We start from the raw sequence: 24,007 nt of genomic DNA on the forward strand, positions 1-24,007 counted from the left end.
AAATTTTATTTAACAATTACTTATAAAAATATGTGATGCGTATGATACGCATCATATGAATATCGCTTAAATTTGCTATAATTCAATTGAGCAGTGCCATTTGTGGTTAGGTTAAAAATTCATGAGTCTTACTGAAATTAAGGTACGTCAAGCTAAATCAAAGGAAAAAATCTATTTTCTGGCAGATGATGACGGCTTAAGTTTGAAGGTAGAACCAAACGGACGTAAATCTTGGAGTTACCGCTATTCACTTGCAGGGACAAATAAACGTCCTCGCATGAAGTTGGGTGAATATCCTGTAATGTCCTTGAAAGAGGCCAGATCAGTCCGGGATGAATATAAATTTAATAATTATGAAAATAAACCACTGCATAAAAAATACATCAAAACTTTTCAGGATATTTGTGAAGAGTGGTTAGAATTTAAAATTAAAAATTCCTTTGAAGATGAACCACGATGCGGTGTAATTCAGCTCGCAAAAAAATGTTTAGATCAGGATGTTTATCCAAATATTGGACTAATACCATTTATTGAAATTAAAAGATATGATCTAGTTAAGATTATTAAAAAGATAGAATCTAGAAATGTAAAAGAACCTGTAAAGAAAGCCTATAGTTATTTAAATCAGATTTATGATTATGCGGTAGCGATGGGGTATTGTGAATATAATATTGCACATGGACTTCATAAAATATTAGTCAACAATAAGATTAAGAAAAACTATCCTCATTTGAATTCAGATGAACTATCTAATTTCTTAGCTAAATTAAATCAGATTAATACAGATCCTATTATTAAAAAAGCCCTGTTATTTAAATTATATACAGGCGTCCGTGGTGGAGAATTATTGCTTTGTGAACCACATCACTTCGATCTAGATAAAAAAATATGGAAAATACCAGCCTTACATATTAAACAATATAGAAGAAAGGTTATTTTAGGTCATGATATCCCTGATTTTTTTGTTCCACTATCTGATCAAGCACTTGAAGTTGTGAAATCAGCACTCGTTTGGTCTCATGGCGAGAAATATGTGTTTTCTAGCCCCCGAAATAATAATAAACCTATTCATTTTAATACCCTGAACTTGATTATCAGAAAAATGGGATATACTAAAAATGAATTAACTTCTCATGGGTTACGATCAACATTTAGTACCATATTAAATGAATCCGGTTTATTTCAATCAAATTGGATTGAAGCACAGCTATCTCATACTGATAAAAATAAAACCCGTGCAAGTTATAATCATGCAGAATATTTTAATCAGCGTATGGAAATGATGCAATGGTGGGGCGATTTTATTGATAGTTGTACTGTAAATTAATGGTTATGAAATCCAAGTTTTAATTAGAATAGGCTTTGTTGCACAAACCTATTCACCGCCATAAATCATTATCTAAAATTGCATCTCGTGGTAAAAGCTCAATGGGCCGGTTCTATGGCTATAAATTACATGTTGTGATGAATCAACTTAGAGAAATAGTCTGTTCACAATGATGATTTCTCTTAACTCGTAAAATTTATGACGGTGTTGAACGTGTTCAATTGAATCTTAAGCAAGGTAAATGGACAGAAGAGAACTTCATTAAGCCGTATCAAAATATTCTTGAAGAATAGGCATTTCATTTCACATTAGAGCGAGAATCTCATGAGAAAGTTGCCTGATTGAATGTAGTGAATAGATTCATTGCATAATTGTTGACTAAAATTTTCTATATCAGCCTGATTAAGATTAATCGGGCTGATTCTGTTAGGTCGAATATAATAGCGACCTGCTTCAATCATTTTTATTTGAACTTTATTTTATGTCACAGCTTGCTTCCCATTTTAAGCACAATCAGTTTTGTATTTTGTTGGAATATTTAAGTTCTGCTAAAGGCATTGCTGTACCAATGTCTTTAGCAGAATTTCCATGTGCGATCACTTTGGCAGATCGAGTGCATGCCGATAGTGATTTGGCACCACTTGAATGTGCGAAGACATTTCCTTCATCAATGGAAAAAATCATCCATTATTCAGGGAAAGGTCGGGATATTACTGATTTTGAGACCTTCTTAAAATCAACTCAAGCTTCGGGACAGAAAAATTTACTGCTTCTCACAGGTGATAAGTTAAAAGGGCATACAAATGGTCAAGATGGAACGAATCGCACCCGATATTTAGAGTCTGTAAATGCGGTCATGGCCGCAAAGTGTTATGGTGGATTTCACATTGGTGTAGCTTTTAATCCCTTTAAATATGCTGAAGCTGAACGTGATGCACAATATTTAAAACTTCACAAAAAGATTAAAGCAGGAGCAGACTTTATCGTTACCCAGTTGGGTTACGATATGGAGGCTTTAAAACAAGCCAAGGCTTTTTTAAATCGTCATCGATACCCACAAAATATACTTGCTTGTGTTATGCCACTTAGTTTGGCACGTGCCAATTTTATGGTGAAACATAAGGTCGCAGGAATTGTGATTACACCACACATGTTACGAGTGTTGGCTCAGGAAGAACAGGATGGACGAACTGAGAATGCTTATAAACGTTGTGCTATACAAATATTGATGTGTAAATATTTGAGTTTTGCAGGTGTGCATCTTTCAGCATGCCATAAGCCTGAAGAGCAAAAGCTTTTAGAAAAATATATTGAACAATATCGACATTATGGTTTACAGGAACTCGAAGCACTCTGGAATGCACTGTGGCAAGTGAAGACTAAAAATGAACTCGTGCCAGAATTAGCTTATTATTCCCGCCAACTATCCTCTAGCCAGCTTATTAAATATCAGCAATTGCATTTCATGCACAGGGCTCTATTTGAGTCCAAAATTGCCAAAGGTGTGGGGCATTTTATTTTTAAAGCCTCATTCTGGGAAAATACGCCTGCAGCAAAAGCATTGTTAAAAACTGAATTTATCTCTAAGCAAGGGGTCGTGGGTTGTGAAAGTTGTGGTCAATGTAGGTTAGGAGATACTTTATATATTTGCCCTGAAACTTGTCCCAAAGGATTGGCGAATGGTCCTTGTGGTGGTACGACATTGGATCGCTGTGAGTTTGGCGATCGTGAATGCATTCATTCTGTGAAAGCCCGACTTGCCAAAGCCGTGGGACAGACTGACGTTCTAAAAGAAAAACTGATTCCAACTGTACCCATTGAAGTACGTGGAACCAGTTCCTGGAAAAATTGGTATCTGGCGACTGAAGCTTAGCTTTCATCATCCATGGCATTCGAATAAAATTTCACGCCCAATTTGATGCGATCACGACCTTGGCTCATACGCCAACGGTTGGTATCACGTAAGGAGTATACACAGCCACAATATTCTTGTTGGTAGAATTCTTCCTTCTTGCTGATTTCAAGCATACGAACAGCACCACCATTTTTACGCCAGTTGTAGTCCCAATAGGTGATACCTTCATAATGTGAAGCAGAACGATGCCCACAATCATTGATCTGCTTCATATCTTTCCAACGAGAAATACCCAATGAGCTACTAATTAGGCTGAAGCCATTTTCAGCTGCATAAAGGGCAGTCCGTTCAAAGCGCATATCAAAACACATGGTACAGCGAATACCTTTCTCTGGCTCATTTTCCATGCCTTTGGCACGTGCAAACCAATTGTCTGTATCGTAATCACAGTCAATAAAAGGAATATTATGTTTTTCTGCAAAGCGAATATTTTCTTCCTTACGGATTTCATATTCCTTGACAGGGTGAATATTGGGATTATAAAAAAAGATCGAAAAGTCGATGCCTGATTCAATTAGGGTTTCCATCACTTCACCCGAGCATGGTGCACAGCAGGAGTGAAGCAGAAGCTTGTCATGACCTGCTGGGAGAGTCAATTTCTGACGTTCAAGTTTGTTTGACATAGTTATATGGGTTTAAATCTAAACCCTATATTTTAACGATTTGGTGGTGTTTCAAAAAGTATGCTGAAAAAAACAATATGGCTTTTGATAAAATAGAGGTATGAAAATAACGCTACAAATCAAATGTCCTACCTGTCTAAGTAACAATATAAAGAGAAATGGCATCAAAGTAGATGGGAAACAAAACCATCAGTGCAAAGATTGCAAACGTCAGTTTATTGGTGATCATGCATTAAGCTATCAAGGGTGTAACTCAGGTATTACCGGCAAGATATTACATTTGATGGTCAGAGGAAGCGGTGTTAGAGATATTGCTGAAGTCGAGCGTATCAGCATTGGCAAGGTATTACGAACCTTAAGTGAATCGATCTATCAGATTCAGCCTAAACAAAGCCACTACGAATGTCTTGAAGTCGATGAACTTTGGACTTTTGTAGGGAATAAGAAAAATAAACAATGGCTTATTTATGCCTACCATCGAGAATCTGGAGAAATTGTTGCTTATGTTTGGGGTAAGCGGGATTTAGCAACGGTTCAACGTCTTAAAGCTAGACTTAAAAAGCTTGGGGTTCAATATGCTCGAATTGCGAGTGATCATTGGGATAGTTTTATCACAGCATTTCAATGTTGCAAGCAAGTGATTGGTAAGTTTTTTACCGTCGGTATTGAAGGTAACAATTGTAGAATTCGTCATCGAATCAGGCGTGGATTTAGGAGAAGTTGCAACTTTTCTAAAAAGCTCGAAAATCATTTTAAAGCCTTTGATTTGACTTTCTTTTACCTTAATAACGGATTTGTTTAACGCCAGCATACTTTTTGAAACACCACCAACGATTTAATTAGATAGTAAAGATTTGATATACTGATATTTTCTAAGGTTAAGATGAAAGAAATTCACTAATTGAAATTTAATAAGAACTAAAGTATATAAGAGAATAACTACAATAATGCTTTGGAATTAGAACATTGCAAGTTAATCAAGAGTCATTGTATGAAGCTTTAAAATTAAGTGAAGAAATTATTAGGGCGTGTCCTCATTTGGCTTTGCACCAAATAAATATGCAGGCTATACGCATAGATTTACAATTGCGTGCTAGTTTATCAAATCGAGTTTGCAATAGCACGGAAATGTTTTGATCTCGCAAAAGCGTTTTCAACTAAATATCTTAATTTATATAGATATTTATTAAATTCTTTATTCGATCTCTTACTGTTTGATCTCTATGGAATAATAGGAATCATATTCTTGTTCTTAGCACATATTCGAATGTGCTCAGCATCATATCCCTTGTCAGCAATGAGATATGTTGCCTCGTCTACAATATCAATCAGTTGTTTCGCAACTTGACTGTCGTGGACGTCACCACCAGTGATTTTAAAATCAATCGGTAATCCATTCGCGTCGGTTGCAAGATGTATTTTTGTTGTTTGTCCACCGCGTGATTGTCCAATTGCTCTTTCGAAACCATACCGAGCTCCACTTGCATGTTGATGCACGCGTATGTAGCTTCCGTCAATGAATACCCATTCTTGATCCAAGACGCCTCGTAATCTAAAAAAAATTTATCCCATAATCCCTTACTTGCCCAGCGATTAAAGCGATTGTAAGCAGTTTGCCAAGGGCAAAATTCTTGAGGAATATCGCGCCATGTGGCGCCTGTGCGCAGTTTCCATAAGATGGCTTCCATGATATTTCTACTGTTTTTTGAACAGTAACAACCATGTAATCGCATAGTATCTTGAATTTGCTGCCAAATATCATCAGTGAGAAGAGTACGTGCCATTGAAAAAATATAGAAATGAAAAGAGCTTAAAGGAGGATTTTAAGTATTTAAAACCAATTCTTCAAATGAGGACACGCCCTAGTAATTTTTTAGAAAGAAAGAGTTTAAGAGATGGTATTAGCACGAACTCTCAATTTCTAATTAAACGACAAGCTTTTGTATACGAATATGTGCCTAATAAACCTGAGTTCGACATAAAAAATAAATAAAAAAAAGCCTTAGCATCTGTAATATCTTGGTTACGAAGACAAAACATTTCAGAGCAAGGCTTTTTCATGGACTATATTACCGAATTATTTTGTATCTTGGATGATTTCTGCAAAAAGTTTAATGAATCTTTAGAGAAAGCTCTAATTTCTGATCAAAAAACAACAATGAAAAAGTCAGCTTTAAGCTTGTCTGAAGTCATGACCATTGTCATTTTATTTCATAAATCCGGGTTTAGATTTTTCAAATATTTTTATTGTCATATGATCATCCCATTTTGGAAATCAGCTTTTCCCAAGCTTCTTAGTTACAATCGTTTTATTGAAATTATGCCGCGTTGTTTGCAAGCTTTGAGTAGTTTCTTCCATCAAGTTAAAGGAGAAGATACCGGAATTTGTATTATTGATTCGACTAAATTGGTCGTTTGCCATAATCTTAGAATTAAAAGACATCGTGTATTTAAAGGCTTAGCTGGTCGTGGTAAAAGTAGCACAGGTTGGTTTTATGGATTTAAAGTCCATATTGTTATCAACAACTTGGGTGAAATTATTAATCTCAAGATTACATCGGGAAGTGTTCATGATGTTGCTGTACTTGAATCTTTAACCCAAGAGTTAAAAGGTATTTTACTGGGCGATAAAGGCTATCTGAGTAAAGCAAAAACTGAAGCTTTAGCAGCAAGGGGGCTCAGACTATTAACCCCGTCACGCAAGAATATGAAAAATAAACCCATCCAAACTGAAGAAGAAAAACAATTGCTTTGCAGAAGAGGATTGATCGAAACAGTGAATGATCAGTTAAAAAACTTACATCAAATTGACCATTCACGTCATCGTTCGGTGAATAACTTTATGGTGAATATTATGGCTGCTATAGTGGCTTATTGCTTAAATCCAAATAAGCCAACTTTCCAAAACTTGCTAAAAAGCTAAAATATTTCATCGAACTCAGGTTAATAAATATTATGAGCTAAAATATTCAAAAATTACGTCAGATATTTTTTCTAGAACAAGAAAGTTTGTAGACAGAAAAATTGGAGATTTAGTGCCATTATCAGCACAAAAATTTGCATCTGTTTATGAAAATTTAACGTCCGAAAATTCAGAGGATTGGTCAAATGCTGTTCATAGTTGTAGGCGAATATTACAAGATACTGCTGATGTGATTTATCCTGCTAGAGAGGATAAGACTATTAATTTAGACAATGGTAAAACTAAAATTATTAAATTAGGTGTGGATAATTATATAAATCGAATTATTGCATATGTTGATGAGCAGTCAGACTCTAAAAGATTTGAGGAAATCGTTGGTTCACATATGAAATATTTGGGCGAGCGGTTAGATGCTATTTTCAAAGCTGCTCAGAAAGGTTTCTCATGATATTATTACTTCTAGGCAAGAAGCTGATCGTTATGTTATTTACACATACTTGATAGTTGGAGATTTATTATCTTTGGTAGAGTTGCAAAAAACATTATCAATTTCAGATAAAGATTTTAGATAGCCGCTTAACTTACTGAATAACTAAAAATCCTCAGAATCTTTAATTTATTAAGATGAGTATTTCTCATCTTAAGCTGAATTTATATCGTTTTACTCACTTTCTTATTCACGTTTAAATAAAGCCATTCAGAAATTTAGCTTTTTATAAAATTTTTAGGTGGCAATCTCCATGAGTACAGCATTTGAGTGTTCAATTAAACGTATCCGTTTTGATGAGAATTATACACCAGCAGAAAGCACACGTTTAACCACAAACTTTGCCAATTTGGCACGTGGGGAAAGCCGTGAAGAAAACTTGCGTCGTACCCTTGCGATGATCAACAACCGTTTTAATAGCTTGGCAACCGTTGATAACCCGAAAGGTGATCGCTATTCACTTGAGATTGACATCATTTCTGCTGAAATTGATATCGAAGGTAATGGTCAAACTTTCCCATTTATTGAAACACTGAAAAGTGTAGTGATTGACCATAAAACAGGGGAGCGTATTGAAGGCATGATCGGCAATAGCTTCTCATCTTATGTGCGTGATTACGACTTCAGCGTAGTATTGCCTAAATTGGGTTATGGTGTAGGTGAAAAACCTGAAGATTTTGGAGATCTACATGGTAAATTGTATCAACATTTGGTGAATTCAGATGTATTTAAGGCAGAATTTACCAAGCCACCTGTGATTTGTCTAAGTGTTTCAACCTCTAAAACCTATTACCGTACGGCAAACGTACATCCTATTTTAGGTGAGGAATATACCAATGATGAATATTCACGTACCGATGAATATTTCGCCAAAATGGGCTTACGTGTACGTTACTTCAAACCAGAAGGTGGTAATGCACCACTCGCATTCTATTTCGCTGGCGACTTAGTCCGTGATTATACTGATTTTGAATTGATCAGCGCGATTGCAACCATGGAAAGCTTCCAAAAAATTTATCGTCCTGAAATTTACAACACCAACTCTCCGGCAGGTGTGGAGTATCAACCAAGCTTGAGCTATGGCGATTACTCACTGACACGTATCGTTTATGACCGTGTTGAACGTGCTGAGTTAGCGGTTAAGCAAGGTAAATGGACAGAAGAAAACTTCATCAAACCATATCAAGATATTTTAAATGAATGGGCAGCAAACTTTAAGGTCGATACAGCTGCTTAAGACATCGAATTGACACACAGACTGACGAATTTTAGAGAAAGAAGATTAGACATGGCGCTTACACAACCGAAACTTTTACTCCCAACTTCAACTGCGGGTAGCTTGCCAAAACCGTCTTGGTTAGCTGAACCTGAAAAATTATGGTCTGCATGGAAGCTTGAAGGCGAAGAATTATTAGAAGCTAAACGTGATGCTTTGAAATTATCATTACATGAGCAAGTCACTGCAGGTATCGATATCGTGAGTGATGGTGAGCAAACCCGTCAGCACTTTGTAACCACGTTTATTGAACATCTTGAAGGTGTAGATTTCGAAAAGCGTGAAACCATGCGTATTCGTAATCGTTATGATGCAAGTGTACCTTCAGTTGTGGGTGAAGTTTCTCGTAAAAAAGCCGTGTTTGTAGACGATGCGAAATTTTTACGCAGCCAAACCAGTCAGCCAATTAAATGGGCGTTGCCTGGTCCAATGACCATGATTGATACACTTTTTGACGGACACTACAAGAGCCGTGAAAAACTGGCTTGGGAATTTGCCAAAATTTTGAACCAAGAAGCTTTAGAACTTGAAGCAGCAGGCGTAGACATTATCCAATTTGATGAACCTGCGTTTAACGTATTCTTTGATGAAGTGAATGACTGGGGTGTACCAACCTTAGAACGTGCACTTGAAGGTCTAAAATGTGAAACTGCAGTTCATATTTGCTATGGTTACGGCATTAAAGCCAATACAGATTGGAAACAAACTTTAGGTAATGAATGGCGTCAATACGAAGAGTCATTCCCGAAACTACAACAATCTAAGCTCGATATTATTTCACTTGAATGCCAAAACTCACGCGTACCTATGGATTTAATTGAATTGATCCGTGGTAAGAAAGTGATGGTGGGTGCAATTGATGTAGCAACTAGCCAAGTGGAAACTGCAGAAGAAGTCGCGAATACCTTACGTAAAGCACTTCAATTTGTTGATGCAGATAAACTGTATCCTTCAACCAACTGTGGTATGACACCGCTTTCTCGCCAAGTGGCACGTGGCAAACTTGAAGCTTTAAGCGCAGGTGCTGCCATTGTTCGTAAAGAGCTAGAAGCTTAATCAAACGTAGTCTCGTGCGAAGCAGAACAAATCATCGCAAGGTCATTTGTCCAGCTTTATGCACGAGCACGTGATATGTACATTTGAGATGAAAGAGATGATTGAAGCAACAGACTTTAGAAATGCAATGTCTTTACTCACCACAGCAGTGAATGTCATTACAACGAAAGGTGAAGCAGGGATGCATGGATTTACTGCATCTGCGGTATGTAGTGTGACCGATACCCCGCCAACCTTATTGGTCTGTATGAATCAATCCTCTCGTTCACATGCACATTTTGTTGAAAATAAAGCCTTGGCTGTAAACGTATTGAGTTCGCAGCATGAACAGCTTTCAAATGCCTTTGCTTCAAGTAAATTCAGTTCTGAACAGCGTTTTCAACTGGGCGAGTGGGGCGGTTTAGAGACAGGCTCGCCGATTCTGCAAAATGCTTTGGTCAGTTTTGACTGTCAGATTGAGAATATTCAGCAAGTAGGTACACACAGTATTTTCATGTGTCGTGTGCTTCAAGTTCAACAAAGCGATCAAGAAGAAAGCTTGGTCTATTTTAACCGTGCTTATCATCAAGTAGGGCAGTTAGAACACGCTTAACTCAATACCTTAATTCTTTCATTTTTTAAAGTTAGTCTATTGTGGAACTTATAACCTTTTTAGTCATCGGTGCTTTTGCTGGTTTTGCAGCAGGGCTATTTGGTGTCGGTGGTGGTACGATTATTGTGCCACTACTTTTTATTGTTTTTATCCAAATGGGCTATGACCCCGATGTGGTTATGCACCTCGCATTAGGCACATCTTTGGCAACTATTGTTGTAACCTCGATTAGCTCATTGATGGCGCATCATAAAACTGGTGCTGTGATTTGGCCTGTTTTTAAAAATCTAGCGCCACCTATGGCAATTGGTTGTTTTTTTGGGGCAGGTATTGCTGGTTTGATATCAGGATTACATCTACAAATCATTGTTGGCTTATTTCTGATTTGGGTCGCATATACGATGTTTACAGGTGCCAAAAAAGCAATTGACCCAACGAAAACGTTACCCTCATCAGGTCAACAAGTTGCTGCAGGTAGTGTGATTGGGGTCGCATCAGCAATCTTTGGTATTGGTGGTGGAAGTCTGACGGTTCCATATTTGAATCGCTATGGTCTGGTCATGCAGAAGGCTGAACCGTACCGGGTTTGTCGGAGACTCAATATTCTGAGATGAGAAGCATTGCTTCGCAAGACGTAGCGAAGCGTAGTGTCCCGATGACAAAATTAAAATATACCCCTGAAATCAGAGAAAGAGCGGTTCAATTATTGATTGAATCTGAAAAAGATTATCCTTCTACTTGGGCTGCAATCACAGCAATTGCGCCTAAGATTGGTTGTACTCCTGAAACACTTCGTGCCTGGCATCAAAAGCATTTAGATCAGCAAAATCCTATTAAAGTACAACAGATATCTGATCAAGAACGTATCAAACAACTCGAACGTGAAAATAAAGAACTGCAACGTGCGAATGAAATTCTACGTAAAGCAGCCGCTTTTTTCGCCTAGGCGGAGCTCGACCGCCCACACAAATAATGGTGGATTTCATCCATAACAATAAAGACTTATATGGTGTTGATGCGATTTGTAGGATTTTACCGATCGCAGCTTCAACCTATTACCGGACTCTAGATCTCTGCGATGAGAAGCATTGCTTCGCAAGGGAACATCGAGCAAAGCGAGATTTACATGACTTGCATCATGCTGAGGAGATTAAACGAATTTGGAAGGAAAGTTCAGGTCGGTATGGTGTACGTAAAGTCTGGCAAAAACTGAAACGTGAAGGCTATATTATTGCACGCTGTACTGTTGCTCGATTAATGCAAAAGCTAGGTATACAAGGTGTTTGGCGAGGTAAGAACAAACAAACCACCCGTAGCCGAGATGACCAAAAACGGGCAGATGATTTAGTGAAACGTAATTTTAATGCTGATCATCCAAACCAACTATGGGTGGGTGACTTTACCTATATTCAAACTCATTCAGGCTGGGTATATACCGCATTTGTTATTGATGTGTTCTCACGAGCAATTGTTGGATGGAAAGTATCTACACGAATGAATACAGATATGGTGCTCAATGCATTGGAGCAAGCATTGCACGATCGAGGCATGCCAAAGAATGTGATTCATCATTCCGATAGAGGTGTTCAATATCTTTCTATTCGCTATACCAATCGTTTAGAAACAGCAAATTTACGAGCATCAGTCGGTACGACTGGTGATTCATACGATAATGCTTTGGCTGAAACGGTGAATGGCTTATACAAAACAGAGGTGATTGAATATCTAAAAGCAGATTGGCAAGGTTTAGCGGATGTACAACTTGCGACAATAAACTGGGTAGATTGGTTCAATAAAAAGCGTGTACACAGTGCACTGGGTTATGTATCGCCTTTTGAGTTTGAAGCAATGTACTATGATAAGATTAACCCGTTAGGTCAGGTGGCCTAACTTAAATAAAAAAGTCTCCGACAAACCCGGTACGGTTCAACTTGTGATTTGAATCTGCTGTTTTCAAAATCTGTCTTTCAGCTCGTTATGCAACAAAGCCGAACCGAATTAAAAATAGAAATGTAGTTGAGCTGGTGCTTGCTCATTTCTTTATTTTTAGTAATTGAGGTGAACATACTGTCAGTACATGGTAGTTATAAGTAACATGTAACTTTGTTCGCACAAAGATTTGAGTTATGCCAAGTGATGGATTGATTTGTACTTAAAATTTTAAGCTTATCCACTTGCTTTGCAAGCCACTACACTTTATTTACAATCCTATGTTGTGGAAGTAAGGGATCTTGTACTCGCCCAGTATGTTCAACTTGATTATATCTAAAGGACTATTAGGCATCAATCAAATCAATTTTCCAATTACTCGACTGAATCAACACATTTAAATCACGTAATTTAAGACTAATATCATCAGCTTGTTTTTGTAGTGATGAAACTGGAATAACTTTATGCCACTTTATTTCCCGCGTACTATAACGATCAGATTCACGAGATGTATTACTTATTGCTGCAGTTAGGGTTTTGTGCTGTTCTACAAATTCATCACGCAAAGTCAATAAAGCAAGTAAAGAACGACCATCATTTAATTTTGTTAAAGCATTAGTTTCATGAATTGCATAACTTAATTTTTGAAATTCTTGAATTAAAGCAAATACTTGTTTTAGTAGTTCATTTGGATCTTCAGATGGTTTATCACCATCTTGTACCAATACATTTGCATTGATACGTTGTTTTAGTGAAATAATTTTTTTTTGTTGATCACTTCGAAGTAAGAGAGCTTCTGCTAATTTCATTTTTCACCTATTAACCAATTAGAATTAAGTTTTAAGCAGCTAAGTAATTTTACAAATACTATATCCTCATTCTTTAAAAATCAAAAAAATTGATTTTTTATAATTTTCAGAGGTAGAAGTCTTATATTTTGTCATTAGGGTGTGTTGACACTTTTAGCTTAAAAAATAGCGAAGTAGTAAAATCAAATAGCCAAACCCAATTTTACTATTCGCTATGCCTCGTACCATGCTGACAGATCAACACTGGCAAAAGTTGAAAGTTATTCTGCGTAATTTATCCATTCACCACAACTCAAATTTACGCAATTTTATTGAAGCTATTCTCTATAGAATTAGAACAGGCTGTCCGTGGCGAGATATTCCTTGCTGTTTTGGTCATTCAAACTCTATTTTCAAACGTTTTAATCGTTGGTCAAGCAGCGGTAAGTTACTTAGATTATTCAAATTACTAGCCTCATGCCCCGATATGGAGTGGATTTTTATTGATGGCTCTCATGTACGTGCTCATCAACATTCTGCCGGTATAGCGAATCAATCTATTTCTAAAAGTGTAGGAGGAAACTCCTCAAAAATACATTTGATTGTTGATGCACATGGCAATCCTATTGATTTCGTGATTACCGATGGAACCACACATGATGTTAAAGTTGCACCTGATTTAATATCAACATTAGATTTAAAAGAGACAAAAGTGGTATGTGCAGATAAAGGCTATGATTCAGAACCACTGCGTGAACAGATCAGGAAAACAGGGACTAAAGCGAATATACCAAAGAAAACAAATAGCCAATCGAACAATGACCATATGGACTGGTATTTATATAAAATCAGGCATTTAGTTGAAAATATGTTTTGTAGATTAAAGCAATTTAGAGGAATAGCTACTCGATATGACAAGCTCAAAAGAAATTATCAAAGTTCTGTTGCTTTAGCCTGTATATTTTTATGGCTACCTTTATAGGGTTAATTATGAACAGTAAATGTCAACAGACCCTAGTCGAAGCTCAGAATTAAGCTAAAGGCCTTTTTTCAGATGCAGAATCCTTTATCTGATCCTAGACAGTATTGTGGACATTCGATCCCTCTAAATTCTTACAATATTTTTGTTCAAAGGCTTCAGGACTTAACCAGCCATTTGCAGAATGTATTCTGATTCGATTGTAATAAATCTCGATATAGTCAAACAAGACAGCATTCGCTTCTTTTCGAGTGGCAAACACACTGCCATGGATTACATGACCTTTCAATGTATGAAAGAAGCTTTCAGTCACTGCATTGTCCCAACATGAGCAGTGTACTGCGCAAGACTGCGTGACATACTTTGAATACAGTTATTCGTCAATAATAGCGCTCTAAAAGCACGACTACAGTACTGACTGCCTTGGTCAGAATGAACCATAACTCCTGTTGAATAAGCTTTTCATGCGCCAAGGTTGGTCCGAAACCATGCAGTTGATCAGAAACAATATTGAGGCACTTGAGTCTGAGTTCTTCAGAAAGCCTGGAATTGCTGGTTTGGCCACGACCCGTATGGGCTATAATGCAGCTGGACCTTGAACTTTGTATTTCTGCAGTAAGCGTCTGACCTGACATTCTGAAATATGAAGTAGAAGTAGCTGAGCAGCCTGGGATTGAGTTATGCGTTGATCGCAGATTTCCTGCAAAACCGACAATCGTTTAAGTTCTTTATCCGACATAGACACCAACATATCAAACCGTCCGCTAAGGAAATTGCAAAAGTGCACATTCTAAAAGCGGACATTTCTATTTTGGGCTTACAATTTGTGTTAAAACCCATTCAAAATGTCTATATTCTCACCAATAAAAATGTCTAGTTTATGATGGTTTTCACCATCATGGACTGGATATGAAATATAGATGCTGATCACTATGTCTGACAAAGAAATTCAACGTCTTGCTGTTCTGCAAGACGTTCGAGATCATCGTATTACACAAGTCCGTGCTGCTGAAATCCTTAATCTTTCAACCCGTCAAATTACCCGGTTATTACAGAAGCTCAATCAAGATGGTGTTTCAAGTATGTCGCATGCCAGTCGTGGTCAACCGGGCCATCATCGCCATGACGATTTATTAAAATCAAAATTTCTTTCCATTATTTCTGAACATCTGCTGGGATTTGGACCTACCTTGGCCCATGAGAAGCTCAGCAGCATGTTTGACCTGAATATCCCGGTAGAAACGCTTCGGCGCTGGATGACTGCAAATGACCTCTGGATTCCACGATCCAAGCGCCTTAAACGTCCATATCAGCCACGTTATAACCGGGATTGCTTCGGTGAGCTAATCCAGATTGACGGCTCATATCATGACTGGTTTGAAGGACGCGCTGCTAAGTGCTGCTTGCTGGTTTATATCGATGATGCCACTGGAAAGCTGTTGCATCTGCGCTTCTGTGAGGCGGAAACGACCTTCGACTATATGCTTTCAACCCGAGCCTACATTGAACAATACGGTAAGCCTCTGGCCTTTTATAGCGATAAACATTCGGTCTTCCGAGTGAACCAGAAATCGAGCCAGGACAGCAAAATCACGCAATTTGGCCGGATTCTGAATGAGTTAAGGATTGATATTATCTTTGCCAACTCACCACAGGCTAAAGGTCGCGTAGAACGCGCGAATAGAACCCTTCAAGACCGTTTGATCAAGGAGATGCGTCTGGAAGGCATCAGTTCGATTGCTGAGGCCAATGCATGGTTGCCCTGCTTTATTGAGCAGTTCAACCAGAAGTTTGCCAAGTGTGCGCGAAATTCAAAGAACTTACATCGTCCTCTAACTGAATCTGATGCTGAGTTGGAGGATATATTCACCTGGCAGGAAACGCGTAAGGTCACGAAGAACCTCACCATCACGTATGACAAGTGTATTTATCTGCTTGAACCGACAGAGCTAAATCATAAGCTTGTTGAGCAATACATTTCATTTCTGGAGTACCCGGATGGCACTGTGGCGATCATGCATGATGGCCGAAAGATCAATTACAGCCTCTTCGATAAATTAAGTCAGCTGAATCAGCGAGAGATTGTTGAGAATAAACGGTTGGGTGCTGTTCTGAATCATATCCAACAACAGCATGAAGAACTGGAAAAAAAAATAAACGTTCCCGGGCCAAGAAAAGTATGCCGAGTCGTAAAGCTCAGAAAGCTGTTATTGAACAAAGAAATTTAAATCCTGTGCTTGACTCTTGCAGTTAAAAACAGGAGATTTTAAATGGTTTATCGCATAGACACTTTAAATGGGTTCTAACATAATGGATGTTCGTATAGATTAATTGCATATTGTATTCGATCAAATACAATATAGTGAGAAGATAAGGAATCCTCATGCTTGAAATTATACGTCTTCCAGAATTTGATGAATGGTTGGATGGCATTAAAGACAATATGACTCGTATTCACTTGAATCGTGGATTAGATAAGGTTCAACGTGGAAATTGGGGGAGACATCAAACCTCTCCAAGATGGCGTTTGGGAAATGAGAGAATTCTTCGGTTCTGGGTGGAGGATGTATTACATCCAACATGGTGACGTAGTGATTGTAATGCTTGGTGGAGGAGATAAATCAACTCAGCAACAAGACATCGATCGTGCAGTCAAACTATCGAAAACATTGGAGGATTAAAATGGTTAGAGTCGCTGATTTACCAAGTTTTGATATGGCTGAGTCACTCAAAACTGAAGAAGATATTGTGATGTATCTCAACATGGTTCTTGAAGAGAATGATCCAGCTGAATTAGCTCATGCTCTTGGTGTTATTGCTAAAGCTCGTGGCATGACTCAAATCGCTAAAGAAGCAGGAATTGGGCGTGAGGCACTCTACAAAGCCCTACGTCATGATTCAGCACCACGTTTTGATACGATTAATCGTGTAGTGAATGCTTTAGGCTTAAAACTCAAAGTACAACACGCCTAAGACTTTAAAAAATATAGTAAAAATGGGAGCTAAAGGCTCCCATTTTTAGATTCGTATAACGTGTATTATGTTAATTTTAGAAAATCTGTTTTAGTTTGTACCTTTTCAAAATTATGTAAAAAGCAAATAAAACACTTATCCAGAACAAATAATCAAAAATAAAATATAAGAAGATAAATTGATCTATTCCTATAATAATATTTAAAGGATCTAGCGCTATACTCCCACCTGGAGATACTTCACCATCTACTAAAAACTGTAAGGGAAATCCTCCTCCAATGACTTTAACTTTTCCAAGCTTGTCTACAACTATACGATCCACTAATGTATATTTCTGATAAAACAAAGATAAATAAGTAAAAATAAAAGATAAGCAATTGAAGTATAAAAAATTTTTCATAATTTCCTCTCATATATCTACTAATTTTAACAATTTTTAATCAGAGCCTTTTGGAATAATTTGCTTTAATTTCTCTATTAATTTCTCAAAAAATTCCTTTAATATGAAAAGATTAGAATTTATTTTATTAAGTTTACTTGCAGCCTGCAGTCCAGTTACAGAAAAAATTGAATCAAATATAGTTGTTCCACGTATTCAATATACGGGGGGAGCAGATAATGCAAGTTATAGTGAAGCTAAGCTTATTAGGGAAGGTAAATGCCTATACCTAGAACATGCTGATGGCTCTAAAGTTCTGCCAATTTTTGCTACAAAAACTCTAGATTGGGATACGGAAACTAAGAGCCTAAAAGTAGATTCGGATACTTATTTTTTAGGTGATAAAGCAGCATATGGAGGCGGAGAATCCTATCCTCTAGAAAAAAATAATTATTCTTGGATAACTGAAGTAGATCATAGCTGTGATACCTCAAAAGTTATAGTTACTAATCGACTCATAAGACCAATTGAAGAACTACCAAAATGAAGAATAGCCTATTTTACTGTCTTACATTAGTTCTACTTATAGGATGCCAGCCATTTGAAAAAGATGGATATATTTTTATTAAAAATCAGACTGATTATCCAATTACAGACCTTAAAGTAACTTATATTAGTGCTCAAAAAACTTATAGCTTAGGTACTCTTTATCCTTATTCAGAATATAAATACGCCATCAATTACGAGCGGCACAATGAGGATTCAATAATCTTTTCATATTTAGATAAAAATCATAAAGAGATTAATCAAGAAGTAGCTACGTATGCAGCCAAATATGATAGGAAAAGTTATGAAATAGTTATTCAATAGAATATAAATTACAATTACTAATTGAACGAAAAAACTTCAATTTGAAATTTCAAAAACTTGATTTTCCCACTAAACAACTATCCATTTAACATAGTGGTTGTTATACGAACTATCTTTGTAATGCATATTGCATTACAATATTCTCATGCATTCAATAAATGGGAAAATGATGGCTACTGTTAATTTCAGGGTCGATGAAGCCCTTAAAGAAAAGTCTTATTCCATCCTAAAAGAACAAGGAATTGCACCTACTGAGTTCTTTACTAATATTCTTGAATATATTGCTACGACTGGAAAGCTTCCAGTACAAAAAGCTTTACTCTCAGAGGAAGATGCTGATTTATTAGCTCTTGTTCGCAAACGTGTTAATGATCCTAAAGAGATGTTCGAGGAAGTCACATTAGATGACTTATAAGCTTTTACGTCATAAGGACTTCACTGCAGAATGGGAAAAGCTTCCTAGTGCTATACGAGATCAATTCAAGAAAAAATTAGCTAAGGTAATAGAGCAACCACATATTCCAAAGAATATGCTTAAAGGTGATCTTGCAGGCTGCTATAAAATAAAATTATTAAAAGCTGGTGTCCGACTTGTTTACCAGGTCAAAGATGATCAGGTAGTTATTTTGCTAATTACCGTTGGAAAACGAGCTGATAGCATTGTTTATGATGAAGCAAAAAAGCGGATAAAAGACTAAAAATGGGAGCTGCATGCCCCCATTTTTGGCTTCGTATAACGTGTATTATGTTAATTTTAGAAAATATTAAGTATGTGGAAAATATATAAAGAAGAAAATTCTGATCTTGGATTTGCTATTGGGTGTCTATTTTCAGAAGCAATTAATCTAAATGAGTTTAGACAGTGGATTGAGCTTTGTATTAACGATTTAAATCAAGATGAAATACCACTTTATATGTTTGATCTTATAGATTTCGAGGACTCATTGTAAGCGTCCGCTGAACACACCTTATGAATTCATCCTATAAGCCTTAATTTAGTCCCCACTTAAAAACAAGTGGGGACTAAAATTTATGACTACAAATCACCAGACATCCATCGCATCTCTTGCGAAAAAACGAAGAACATACAGTGCTGAATTTAAACAGCAGATCGTTCAGGCTTGTAAAGCACCGGACGTTTCAATTGCTTCGGTCGCTTTGCAACATGGATTGAATACAAATCTTGTATCCAAATGGATTCGCTTAATTGATGGTAAGCCAGGGAATGATCGCTCACCACTACCGAATAAACCTGCATTTATTGCCTTATCTTGCTCTACACCATTAGATCCTACTCCTACTGACATGTTAACGGTTCAAATTACTTTACCCCACTCAAAAGCAGAAATTGGCTTGAAATGGCAAGTATCAGAAATATCTGCTTTAGCAGAATTACTCAAGGCACTTGCAACATGATCCGCATTGATGAAATCTGGCTTTCTACCCAACCTCTGGATATGCGAGCAGGGATGGATACTATCATGGCTCAGGTGGTGAGAGCCTTTGGCTACATCAAACCGCATTGTGCTTACCTGTTCTGTAATAAACGTGGCCATCGCATGAAAGTGCTGGTACATGATGGACTGGGCATCTGGCTGTGTGCCCGGCGGCTGGAACAGGGAAAATTCCACTGGGCGCAGGTTCACCAGGGTGAAAGCATGGCGATCAGTCCGGAACAGTTACATGCACTGATCCAGGGTTTACCTTGGCAGCGCATTGGACGACAGCAGGTGGTGACGATGCTCTAAACTAGGCTGGTCCATTCTGCTATTCTCCAAACGTTCTATTTCCTCTGCGTCATGACCTCAGGCATACTGCGGTCATGAATACGCTGCCAGACTTAAGCCAACTGACCCATGAACAACTGCTGGAATTTACCAGACAGTTGGCAATGCAGCATCAGTCTCTGGCACAATCAAATCAAGAATTAGAAAAATCAAACCAGCAATTGGATGCCAAAGTTCAACATCTTTCCATTCTCACTCAAAAATACGAGCATGAGCTCGCACTATTTAAACAGCACAAATTTGGCAGTAAAAACGAACATCTCACCGCAAAACAAATCCATCTGTGGGACGAAGCGGTTGAAGAGGATATCGCAGCAGTTGATTTGGAACTGGAGCGGCTGAATGCAGATAAAACCGATGCAGCGACAGAGAAAGCCACAGTCAACAAACCTAAACGTCGACTGCTGCCGGATCATCTACACACCATCCGTATTGAGCATGAACCTGCATCAACCCAATGCAGTTGTGGCTGCCAGTTACGTCGTATCGGCGAAGATATCAGTGAAAAACTGCATTTCAGACCGGCACAGTTCTATAAGGAACAGCATGTGCGTGGCAAATGGGTCTGTGATCAGTGTGACACCCTGACTCAGCAAGCGATGCCCGCCTATGTGATTGATAAAGGCATTGCTTCACCTGAACTGCTCAGCCATGTGCTGGTATCGAAGTATGCCGATCATTTGCCGCTGTACCGTCAGCGCCTGATCTATCAGCGGGCGGGCATTGATCTGTCCAGATCTACTTTATCTGACTGGATAGGTCGCTGCGGTGTAGAACTGGAGCCTCTGGCCAATGCCTTAAAAGAGGTGGTGCTGCAACAGCGGGTGATCCATGCCGATGAAACGCCGGTCACCATCATGCGGATGGGTGATGATGAGAAAAAACCGAAGAAAGGTTATGTCTGGGCCTATGCCACTACACAGTACAATCCAGTTCAAGCGGTGATCTATGACTTTCAGGATAGCCGTTCAGGTCAGCATGCAGAAGAGTTCCTGAATGGCTGGCAGGGCCATCTGGTCTGTGATGATTACAGTGGTTATAAAGCACGCTTTAAATCAGGCGATGTCATTGAGGTGGGCTGCATGGCGCATGCACGTCGTAAATTCCATGAGCTACATGTGACTGGGAAAAGTCAGATCGCTGAACAGGCATTACTGATGATTCAGAAACTGTATGCGATAGAAGCAGAACTCAGGAAAAAGACCGATAGTACAGCAGAACACCGCCGCGAATACCGACAACAGCACAGCCAACCGGTGATGCAACAACTGTATGAATGGCTCAACCAACATTATCTGACGGTGCCATCGAGTTCTCCAACCGCCAAGGCCATCAATTACAGTCTGAAGCGTTGGCCAGCCTTAAGCCGCTATCTGGATGATGGCAATCTACCCATTGACAATAACTGGGCAGAGAACTCAATGCGTCCCTGGGCATTGGGCCGTAAGAACTGGTTGTTTGCAGGTTCGCTGCGCAGTGGACAGCGAGCGGCAAATATCATGACTTTAATCCAGTCAGCAAAGCTGAATGGGTTGGATCCGTATGCCTATCTCAGTGATGTGCTGAAAAGGCTGCCGACGCATAAAGCGACCCAAATAGAAGAATTACTACCACATCGCTGGAAATCCAACTCAAATTAAAAAATAGGCATGGGGTTCAGCGGACGCTTACGACTCATTAGCGAAGATTCATTCAGTTATTGGATTTGTACCAAGCTCTAGGCTATCAAAAACAGAAAAAATAGCGTTAGAAGGCATTTCTTATCTAAGGGGAATAGATATTTTTGACCCTATTTCTACGCAAGAACAATCCATTGAATACCTAAAGAACAACCCACATGTCTCAGAAAAATTTAAGCGCACTTTTCCTTTTATAAATTTTATTTAACATAATGGTACTTATACGAAGCTAACATAAAAATGGGAGCTATTGCTCCCATTTCATTTTTAAGAATGATTCTTTAAATCTTCCAACATTGCTTCACGCAGAATTTTGTTCATACGTGTTTGATAGCCTTTCCCTTGTGCTTTTAACCATGCCAGTACATCAGCATCTAAGCGAACAGAAGTCTGTTGCTTCACTGGACGATAAAATTGCCCATGACGAACTGCCTTACTCCAGTCGGTGATTTCAGGAATATCAGACAGATCTAATTGATCATCAGATACAGTTCCCTTAGCAAGGAGACGTTTAATTTCAGCATTTTGCTTGTCGCTGAAATTTTCATTCAGCTCTTTGCGTGTATATCTAACCATGCTCATATTGATTTCGCTCCGCCTTAGTTACCTGTCTTGCACTAATGATTCGTATGATTTCACAGTCATCTTCATCAAAGATGGTGTGGGCTACTAGTAGCATTAGTACACCTTTTACTTTTCCAATGGTTTGCCAACGTTCTTCACCATCGGTATGTCTGTCTTGAATTGAGATCCTTAGCGGATCTTCAAAAATAAGGCTTGCTGTTTCGAAAGAGACATCGTGCTTTTGCTGATTCTTTCGATTCTTTGCCTCATCCCATTCGAAATACTGTTCCATAAAAAACATTCAAATTTGTATATACAATAATGTATCACATATTTGTATCACTCAAGGTAATAAGTGTAATTTTCAGTCAAAATTATTGGCAAGAACTATCAAAACCGCTCATAAAAAATCCGACTTGTTTCCAAGCCGGATTTTTGCTGTTTTTTGAGTTTTCTATTTTAATATAAATAATTGATATTAAATGATTATTACAATCGCGTTTCGTATAAGGTGTATTATGTTAATTTTAGGAAAAATATAAAGTCGTTATAAAATTGATAGCTATTAAATTAATAGATACTGTCAACTTTACTGTATTCAACTACTTTTATTTCATAGCCATAATCTGTTCTATTTTTAAGATTAATCAAAACAAATCTGGTATCTATTGCTTCTAATAGTCTCCAATCAGACTGATCACTTGGATATGACGTTTGCTGATCAAACAATACTATTGGGAGTGTTTTATTATTAATGGCTTTATTTGCATCGTTCATACCACTTCCGAACATACCACCAAAAGCAATAATCGTTAAAAATAGTACTAAAGGGGAGCTAAAGTATTGCTCTATCTGTCCTCCAAATATAGAACTATGTACATAGGAATAATAAAACACACCAAAATAAAGCGGAATTAACTTAGTTGATAAGGCAATTGATGTCTCTCTTCCTATCAGGAATATGGATATTGTTATAAATAGTACGGAAAAAATCAGTAAATATGAGTGACCTACCCATGCAGAAATAGATAAATAAATGTAAGCATCCGGCTAACACAGCCTTACCAAGCGATCCTATAAGCCTTAATTTAGTTCCCACCTAAAAACAAGTGGGGACTTAATCCATGAACATGGATATATATTCAGCAACACCTCCTGTTGCTAAAAAACGCCGAAAATACAGCAAAGAATTCAAACTCAGTATTGTCAATGCCTGCAAAAATCCTAATACCTCGATCGCTTCGGTCGCACTGCAACATAGTATTAATGCCAACCTTGTCAGTCGTTGGATCAGGATCTTCAGCCATCATGAGGGTGCCGTGCAGGATCCTACTCATGTGAATCCAGCATTTATTGCTTTGCCTTACACTGCTGCAATCAGCCAACCTATTGATGAGAGGATCACGTTGTGTATCACCGTGCCTCATACGAATAATGATATTCAGCTAAAATGGCAGACATCAGAAATACCTGCCTTGGCAGAATTACTCAAGGCACTTGCAACATGATCCGCATTGATGAAATCTGGTTGTCTACTCAGCCCATGGACATGCGTGCAGGTATGGATACGACCATGGCTCAGGTGGTGAGAGCCTTTGGCTACATCAAACCGCATTGTGCTTACCTGTTCTGTAATAAACGTGGCCATCGCATGAAAGTGCTGGTACATGATGGATTGGGCATCTGGCTGTGTGCCCGGCGGCTGGAACAGGGCAAATTTCACTGGGCTCAAGTTCACCAAGGTGAAACCGTGGCCCTCAGCCCGGAACAGTTACAGGCACTGATCCAAGGTTTGCCCTGGCAGCGCATTGGACGACAGCAGGTGGTGACGATGCTTTAAACCAGGCTCGACCATTCTGC

Annotated in this window: 26 protein-coding genes, 9 pseudogenes and 1 other annotated feature; of the genes and pseudogenes, 26 read left to right on the forward strand and 9 right to left on the reverse strand. The window is 38.2% G+C overall.

The genetic code is table 11. The annotated features are described in order from the left end of the window. Positions 1-121 precede the first annotated feature (121 nt). From ACO1B7_RS18185 to ACO1B7_RS18200, 4 genes and pseudogenes are all read left to right on the forward strand, one after another. On the forward strand, positions 122-1,327 hold the full coding sequence (locus ACO1B7_RS18185; RefSeq protein WP_216986647.1) for a tyrosine-type recombinase/integrase: 1,206 nt from the start codon (positions 122-124) through the stop codon (positions 1,325-1,327). A gap of 50 nt (positions 1,328-1,377) precedes the next feature. Continuing rightward, positions 1,378-1,494 (forward strand): annotated as a pseudogene (locus ACO1B7_RS18190) (transposase); the annotation flags it as partial. Between the two features lie 9 nt (positions 1,495-1,503). Then, a pseudogene (locus ACO1B7_RS18195) lies at positions 1,504-1,620 on the forward strand (putative oxygenase MesX); the annotation flags it as partial. A gap of 188 nt (positions 1,621-1,808) precedes the next feature. Continuing rightward, a complete protein-coding gene (locus tag ACO1B7_RS18200; protein WP_423090460.1) occupies positions 1,809-3,200 on the forward strand; it encodes a methylenetetrahydrofolate reductase C-terminal domain-containing protein in 1,392 nt (463 codons plus the stop codon). Here the strand turns inward: ACO1B7_RS18200 and ACO1B7_RS18205 are convergent. Beyond that, complete coding sequence (locus tag ACO1B7_RS18205) at positions 3,197-3,865, reverse strand: epoxyqueuosine reductase QueH (RefSeq protein WP_004647714.1); 669 nt, start codon at positions 3,863-3,865, stop codon at positions 3,197-3,199. The two genes, ACO1B7_RS18200 and ACO1B7_RS18205, sit on opposite strands and share 4 nt — an antisense overlap. 100 nt (positions 3,866-3,965) lie before the next feature. On the opposite strand from ACO1B7_RS18205, the gene ACO1B7_RS18210 reads away from it, so the two are divergent. Continuing rightward, positions 3,966-4,667, forward strand: coding sequence for an IS1 family transposase (locus ACO1B7_RS18210; RefSeq protein ID WP_004282345.1), 702 nt, complete (start codon positions 3,966-3,968; stop codon positions 4,665-4,667). Between the two features lie 232 nt (positions 4,668-4,899). Here ACO1B7_RS18210 and ACO1B7_RS18215 read toward each other — a convergent pair. Next, positions 4,900-5,649, reverse strand: a pseudogene (locus ACO1B7_RS18215) (IS5 family transposase). Positions 5,650-5,924: 275 nt separating this feature from the next. Between ACO1B7_RS18215 and ACO1B7_RS18220 the strand changes: the two are divergent. The 7 genes and pseudogenes from ACO1B7_RS18220 to ACO1B7_RS18250 all read left to right on the forward strand — a co-directional run bounded on the left by ACO1B7_RS18220 (position 5,925) and on the right by ACO1B7_RS18250 (position 12,089). After that, the gene (locus ACO1B7_RS18220; RefSeq protein WP_004729973.1) at positions 5,925-6,788 is read left to right on the forward strand and encodes an IS982 family transposase; all 864 of its coding nucleotides are present in this window, start codon (positions 5,925-5,927) and stop codon (positions 6,786-6,788) included. A gap of 112 nt (positions 6,789-6,900) precedes the next feature. Next, complete coding sequence (locus tag ACO1B7_RS18225; RefSeq protein ID WP_423090461.1) at positions 6,901-7,236, forward strand: hypothetical protein; 336 nt, start codon at positions 6,901-6,903, stop codon at positions 7,234-7,236. A gap of 292 nt (positions 7,237-7,528) precedes the next feature. Then, a complete protein-coding gene (locus ACO1B7_RS18230) occupies positions 7,529-8,512 on the forward strand; it encodes a putative oxygenase MesX (protein ID WP_423090462.1) in 984 nt (327 codons plus the stop codon). Between the two features lie 51 nt (positions 8,513-8,563). Beyond that, complete coding sequence (locus tag ACO1B7_RS18235) at positions 8,564-9,607, forward strand: methionine synthase (protein WP_423090463.1); 1,044 nt, start codon at positions 8,564-8,566, stop codon at positions 9,605-9,607. 97 nt (positions 9,608-9,704) lie between these two features. Then, positions 9,705-10,199 carry a flavin reductase gene (locus tag ACO1B7_RS18240; RefSeq protein ID WP_423090464.1) on the forward strand — a complete coding sequence of 165 codons (495 nt, stop codon included), beginning with the start codon at positions 9,705-9,707 and terminating at the stop codon, positions 10,197-10,199. 41 nt (positions 10,200-10,240) lie between these two features. Further along, positions 10,241-10,771, forward strand: a pseudogene (locus ACO1B7_RS18245) (sulfite exporter TauE/SafE family protein); the annotation flags it as partial. A gap of 83 nt (positions 10,772-10,854) precedes the next feature. After that, positions 10,855-12,089 (forward strand): IS3 family transposase gene (locus ACO1B7_RS18250; protein ID WP_423090465.1). Its coding sequence is split into 2 segments (ribosomal slippage): positions 10,855-11,143 and positions 11,143-12,089, totalling 1,236 coding nucleotides; the frame shifts between segments, so codons are not numbered across the junction. Then, positions 11,130-11,246: a sequence feature (AL1L pseudoknot), on the forward strand. It overlaps the preceding gene by 117 nt. 386 nt (positions 12,090-12,475) lie before the next feature. Here ACO1B7_RS18250 and ACO1B7_RS18255 read toward each other — a convergent pair. Continuing rightward, on the reverse strand, positions 12,476-12,937 hold the full coding sequence (locus ACO1B7_RS18255) for a DIP1984 family protein (RefSeq protein ID WP_180039238.1): 462 nt from the start codon (positions 12,935-12,937) through the stop codon (positions 12,476-12,478). A gap of 214 nt (positions 12,938-13,151) precedes the next feature. Here ACO1B7_RS18255 and ACO1B7_RS18260 point away from each other — a divergent pair. After that, positions 13,152-13,917: pseudogene (locus ACO1B7_RS18260) on the forward strand (IS5-like element ISAba31 family transposase). Between the two features lie 75 nt (positions 13,918-13,992). Here ACO1B7_RS18260 and ACO1B7_RS18265 read toward each other — a convergent pair. Both ACO1B7_RS18265 and ACO1B7_RS18270 read right to left on the reverse strand, forming a co-directional pair. Then, positions 13,993-14,357 (reverse strand): annotated as a pseudogene (locus tag ACO1B7_RS18265) (IS3 family transposase); the annotation flags it as partial. Then, a pseudogene (locus ACO1B7_RS18270) lies at positions 14,351-14,634 on the reverse strand (helix-turn-helix domain-containing protein); the annotation flags it as partial. The pseudogenes ACO1B7_RS18265 and ACO1B7_RS18270, both read right to left, overlap by 7 nt. Before the next feature lie 181 nt (positions 14,635-14,815). Between ACO1B7_RS18270 and ACO1B7_RS18275 the strand changes: the two are divergent. From ACO1B7_RS18275 to ACO1B7_RS18285, 3 genes and pseudogenes are all read left to right on the forward strand, one after another. Then, positions 14,816-16,149, forward strand: a pseudogene (locus ACO1B7_RS18275) (ISNCY family transposase). A gap of 129 nt (positions 16,150-16,278) precedes the next feature. Next, a pseudogene (locus ACO1B7_RS18280) lies at positions 16,279-16,576 on the forward strand (type II toxin-antitoxin system RelE/ParE family toxin). A gap of 1 nt (position 16,577) precedes the next feature. After that, complete coding sequence (locus ACO1B7_RS18285) at positions 16,578-16,868, forward strand: addiction module antidote protein (RefSeq protein ID WP_180039173.1); 291 nt, start codon at positions 16,578-16,580, stop codon at positions 16,866-16,868. Positions 16,869-16,944: 76 nt separating this feature from the next. On the opposite strand, the gene ACO1B7_RS18290 is transcribed toward ACO1B7_RS18285, so the two are convergent. Then, on the reverse strand, positions 16,945-17,190 hold the full coding sequence (locus ACO1B7_RS18290; protein ID WP_423090466.1) for a hypothetical protein: 246 nt from the start codon (positions 17,188-17,190) through the stop codon (positions 16,945-16,947). A gap of 181 nt (positions 17,191-17,371) precedes the next feature. Between ACO1B7_RS18290 and ACO1B7_RS18295 the strand changes: the two genes are divergently transcribed. From ACO1B7_RS18295 to tnpC, 8 genes are all read left to right on the forward strand, one after another. Further along, positions 17,372-17,794: a hypothetical protein gene (locus tag ACO1B7_RS18295; protein WP_423090467.1), complete on the forward strand. Its 423-nt coding sequence runs from the start codon at positions 17,372-17,374 to the stop codon at positions 17,792-17,794. After that, on the forward strand, positions 17,791-18,117 hold the full coding sequence (locus ACO1B7_RS18300; RefSeq protein WP_004797785.1) for a hypothetical protein: 327 nt from the start codon (positions 17,791-17,793) through the stop codon (positions 18,115-18,117). The genes ACO1B7_RS18295 and ACO1B7_RS18300 overlap by 4 nt, the downstream gene beginning before the upstream one ends. A gap of 169 nt (positions 18,118-18,286) precedes the next feature. Further along, on the forward strand, positions 18,287-18,532 hold the full coding sequence (locus ACO1B7_RS18305) for a type II toxin-antitoxin system RelB/DinJ family antitoxin (protein WP_070154357.1): 246 nt from the start codon (positions 18,287-18,289) through the stop codon (positions 18,530-18,532). After that, positions 18,522-18,815 (forward strand): type II toxin-antitoxin system RelE family toxin, encoded by a 294-nt coding sequence (locus ACO1B7_RS18310; protein ID WP_004733298.1) that lies wholly within the window; start codon positions 18,522-18,524, stop codon positions 18,813-18,815. The genes ACO1B7_RS18305 and ACO1B7_RS18310 overlap by 11 nt, the downstream gene beginning before the upstream one ends. A 72-nt stretch (positions 18,816-18,887) precedes the next feature. Continuing rightward, complete coding sequence (locus ACO1B7_RS18315; RefSeq protein WP_423090468.1) at positions 18,888-19,067, forward strand: hypothetical protein; 180 nt, start codon at positions 18,888-18,890, stop codon at positions 19,065-19,067. 82 nt (positions 19,068-19,149) lie between these two features. Then, positions 19,150-19,533 carry an IS66-like element accessory protein TnpA gene (gene tnpA / locus ACO1B7_RS18320; protein ID WP_004733109.1) on the forward strand — a complete coding sequence of 128 codons (384 nt, stop codon included), beginning with the start codon at positions 19,150-19,152 and terminating at the stop codon, positions 19,531-19,533. Next, complete coding sequence (gene tnpB / locus ACO1B7_RS18325) at positions 19,530-19,865, forward strand: IS66 family insertion sequence element accessory protein TnpB (RefSeq protein WP_005232274.1); 336 nt, start codon at positions 19,530-19,532, stop codon at positions 19,863-19,865. The genes tnpA and tnpB (ACO1B7_RS18325) overlap by 4 nt, the downstream gene beginning before the upstream one ends. Before the next feature lie 74 nt (positions 19,866-19,939). Beyond that, complete coding sequence (tnpC, locus tag ACO1B7_RS18330; protein ID WP_004733110.1) at positions 19,940-21,544, forward strand: IS66 family transposase; 1,605 nt, start codon at positions 19,940-19,942, stop codon at positions 21,542-21,544. Between the two features lie 306 nt (positions 21,545-21,850). Here tnpC and ACO1B7_RS18335 read toward each other — a convergent pair whose 3' ends face one another. From ACO1B7_RS18335 to ACO1B7_RS18345, 3 genes are all read right to left on the reverse strand, one after another. Beyond that, positions 21,851-22,165, reverse strand: a complete 315-nt coding sequence (locus ACO1B7_RS18335) for a BrnA antitoxin family protein (RefSeq protein ID WP_180039137.1) — start codon at positions 22,163-22,165, stop codon at positions 21,851-21,853. Next, on the reverse strand, positions 22,152-22,439 hold the full coding sequence (locus tag ACO1B7_RS18340) for a BrnT family toxin (RefSeq protein ID WP_180039136.1): 288 nt from the start codon (positions 22,437-22,439) through the stop codon (positions 22,152-22,154). The genes ACO1B7_RS18335 and ACO1B7_RS18340 overlap by 14 nt, the downstream gene beginning before the upstream one ends. A 278-nt stretch (positions 22,440-22,717) precedes the next feature. Then, entirely contained in the window at positions 22,718-23,044 is a 327-nt protein-coding gene (locus ACO1B7_RS18345; protein ID WP_423090469.1) for a hypothetical protein, read from the reverse strand. Positions 23,045-23,271: 227 nt separating this feature from the next. Here ACO1B7_RS18345 and ACO1B7_RS18350 point away from each other — a divergent pair, with 227 nt between their 5' ends. Both ACO1B7_RS18350 and tnpB (ACO1B7_RS18355) read left to right on the forward strand, forming a co-directional pair. Continuing rightward, the gene (locus tag ACO1B7_RS18350) at positions 23,272-23,655 is read left to right on the forward strand and encodes a transposase (protein WP_001055585.1); all 384 of its coding nucleotides are present in this window, start codon (positions 23,272-23,274) and stop codon (positions 23,653-23,655) included. Further along, positions 23,652-23,987: an IS66 family insertion sequence element accessory protein TnpB gene (gene tnpB / locus ACO1B7_RS18355; RefSeq protein WP_000618091.1), complete on the forward strand. Its 336-nt coding sequence runs from the start codon at positions 23,652-23,654 to the stop codon at positions 23,985-23,987. The genes ACO1B7_RS18350 and tnpB (ACO1B7_RS18355) overlap by 4 nt, the downstream gene beginning before the upstream one ends. The last annotated feature ends 20 nt before the right edge of the window (positions 23,988-24,007 follow it).

The organism is Acinetobacter lwoffii, from assembly GCF_049367455.1.
Lineage (GTDB): Bacteria > Pseudomonadota > Gammaproteobacteria > Pseudomonadales > Moraxellaceae > Acinetobacter > Acinetobacter lwoffii_W.

What these genes read in the sequence shown, in the direction of transcription:
- ACO1B7_RS18255 (WP_180039238.1), bottom strand. Translation starts at nt 12,937, where the DNA reads ATGAAATTAGCAGAAGCTCTCTTACTTCGAAGTGATCAACAAAAAAAA.
- tnpA (WP_004733109.1), top strand. Translation starts at nt 19,150, where the DNA reads ATGACTACAAATCACCAGACATCCATCGCATCTCTTGCGAAAAAACGA.
- tnpC (WP_004733110.1), top strand. Translation starts at nt 19,940, where the DNA reads ATGAATACGCTGCCAGACTTAAGCCAACTGACCCATGAACAACTGCTG.
- tnpB (WP_005232274.1), top strand. Translation starts at nt 19,530, where the DNA reads ATGATCCGCATTGATGAAATCTGGCTTTCTACCCAACCTCTGGATATG.
- ACO1B7_RS18205 (WP_004647714.1), bottom strand. Translation starts at nt 3,865, where the DNA reads ATGTCAAACAAACTTGAACGTCAGAAATTGACTCTCCCAGCAGGTCAT.
- ACO1B7_RS18295 (WP_423090467.1), top strand. Translation starts at nt 17,372, where the DNA reads ATGAAAAGATTAGAATTTATTTTATTAAGTTTACTTGCAGCCTGCAGT.
- ACO1B7_RS18315 (WP_423090468.1), top strand. Translation starts at nt 18,888, where the DNA reads ATGTGGAAAATATATAAAGAAGAAAATTCTGATCTTGGATTTGCTATT.
- ACO1B7_RS18305 (WP_070154357.1), top strand. Translation starts at nt 18,287, where the DNA reads ATGGCTACTGTTAATTTCAGGGTCGATGAAGCCCTTAAAGAAAAGTCT.
- ACO1B7_RS18240 (WP_423090464.1), top strand. Translation starts at nt 9,705, where the DNA reads ATGATTGAAGCAACAGACTTTAGAAATGCAATGTCTTTACTCACCACA.
- ACO1B7_RS18285 (WP_180039173.1), top strand. Translation starts at nt 16,578, where the DNA reads ATGGTTAGAGTCGCTGATTTACCAAGTTTTGATATGGCTGAGTCACTC.
- ACO1B7_RS18185 (WP_216986647.1), top strand. Translation starts at nt 122, where the DNA reads ATGAGTCTTACTGAAATTAAGGTACGTCAAGCTAAATCAAAGGAAAAA.
- ACO1B7_RS18230 (WP_423090462.1), top strand. Translation starts at nt 7,529, where the DNA reads ATGAGTACAGCATTTGAGTGTTCAATTAAACGTATCCGTTTTGATGAG.
- ACO1B7_RS18300 (WP_004797785.1), top strand. Translation starts at nt 17,791, where the DNA reads ATGAAGAATAGCCTATTTTACTGTCTTACATTAGTTCTACTTATAGGA.
- tnpB (WP_000618091.1), top strand. Translation starts at nt 23,652, where the DNA reads ATGATCCGCATTGATGAAATCTGGTTGTCTACTCAGCCCATGGACATG.
- ACO1B7_RS18340 (WP_180039136.1), bottom strand. Translation starts at nt 22,439, where the DNA reads ATGGAACAGTATTTCGAATGGGATGAGGCAAAGAATCGAAAGAATCAG.
- ACO1B7_RS18200 (WP_423090460.1), top strand. Translation starts at nt 1,809, where the DNA reads ATGTCACAGCTTGCTTCCCATTTTAAGCACAATCAGTTTTGTATTTTG.
- ACO1B7_RS18350 (WP_001055585.1), top strand. Translation starts at nt 23,272, where the DNA reads ATGAACATGGATATATATTCAGCAACACCTCCTGTTGCTAAAAAACGC.
- ACO1B7_RS18220 (WP_004729973.1), top strand. Translation starts at nt 5,925, where the DNA reads ATGGACTATATTACCGAATTATTTTGTATCTTGGATGATTTCTGCAAA.
- ACO1B7_RS18335 (WP_180039137.1), bottom strand. Translation starts at nt 22,165, where the DNA reads ATGAGCATGGTTAGATATACACGCAAAGAGCTGAATGAAAATTTCAGC.
- ACO1B7_RS18235 (WP_423090463.1), top strand. Translation starts at nt 8,564, where the DNA reads ATGGCGCTTACACAACCGAAACTTTTACTCCCAACTTCAACTGCGGGT.
- ACO1B7_RS18310 (WP_004733298.1), top strand. Translation starts at nt 18,522, where the DNA reads ATGACTTATAAGCTTTTACGTCATAAGGACTTCACTGCAGAATGGGAA.
- ACO1B7_RS18210 (WP_004282345.1), top strand. Translation starts at nt 3,966, where the DNA reads ATGAAAATAACGCTACAAATCAAATGTCCTACCTGTCTAAGTAACAAT.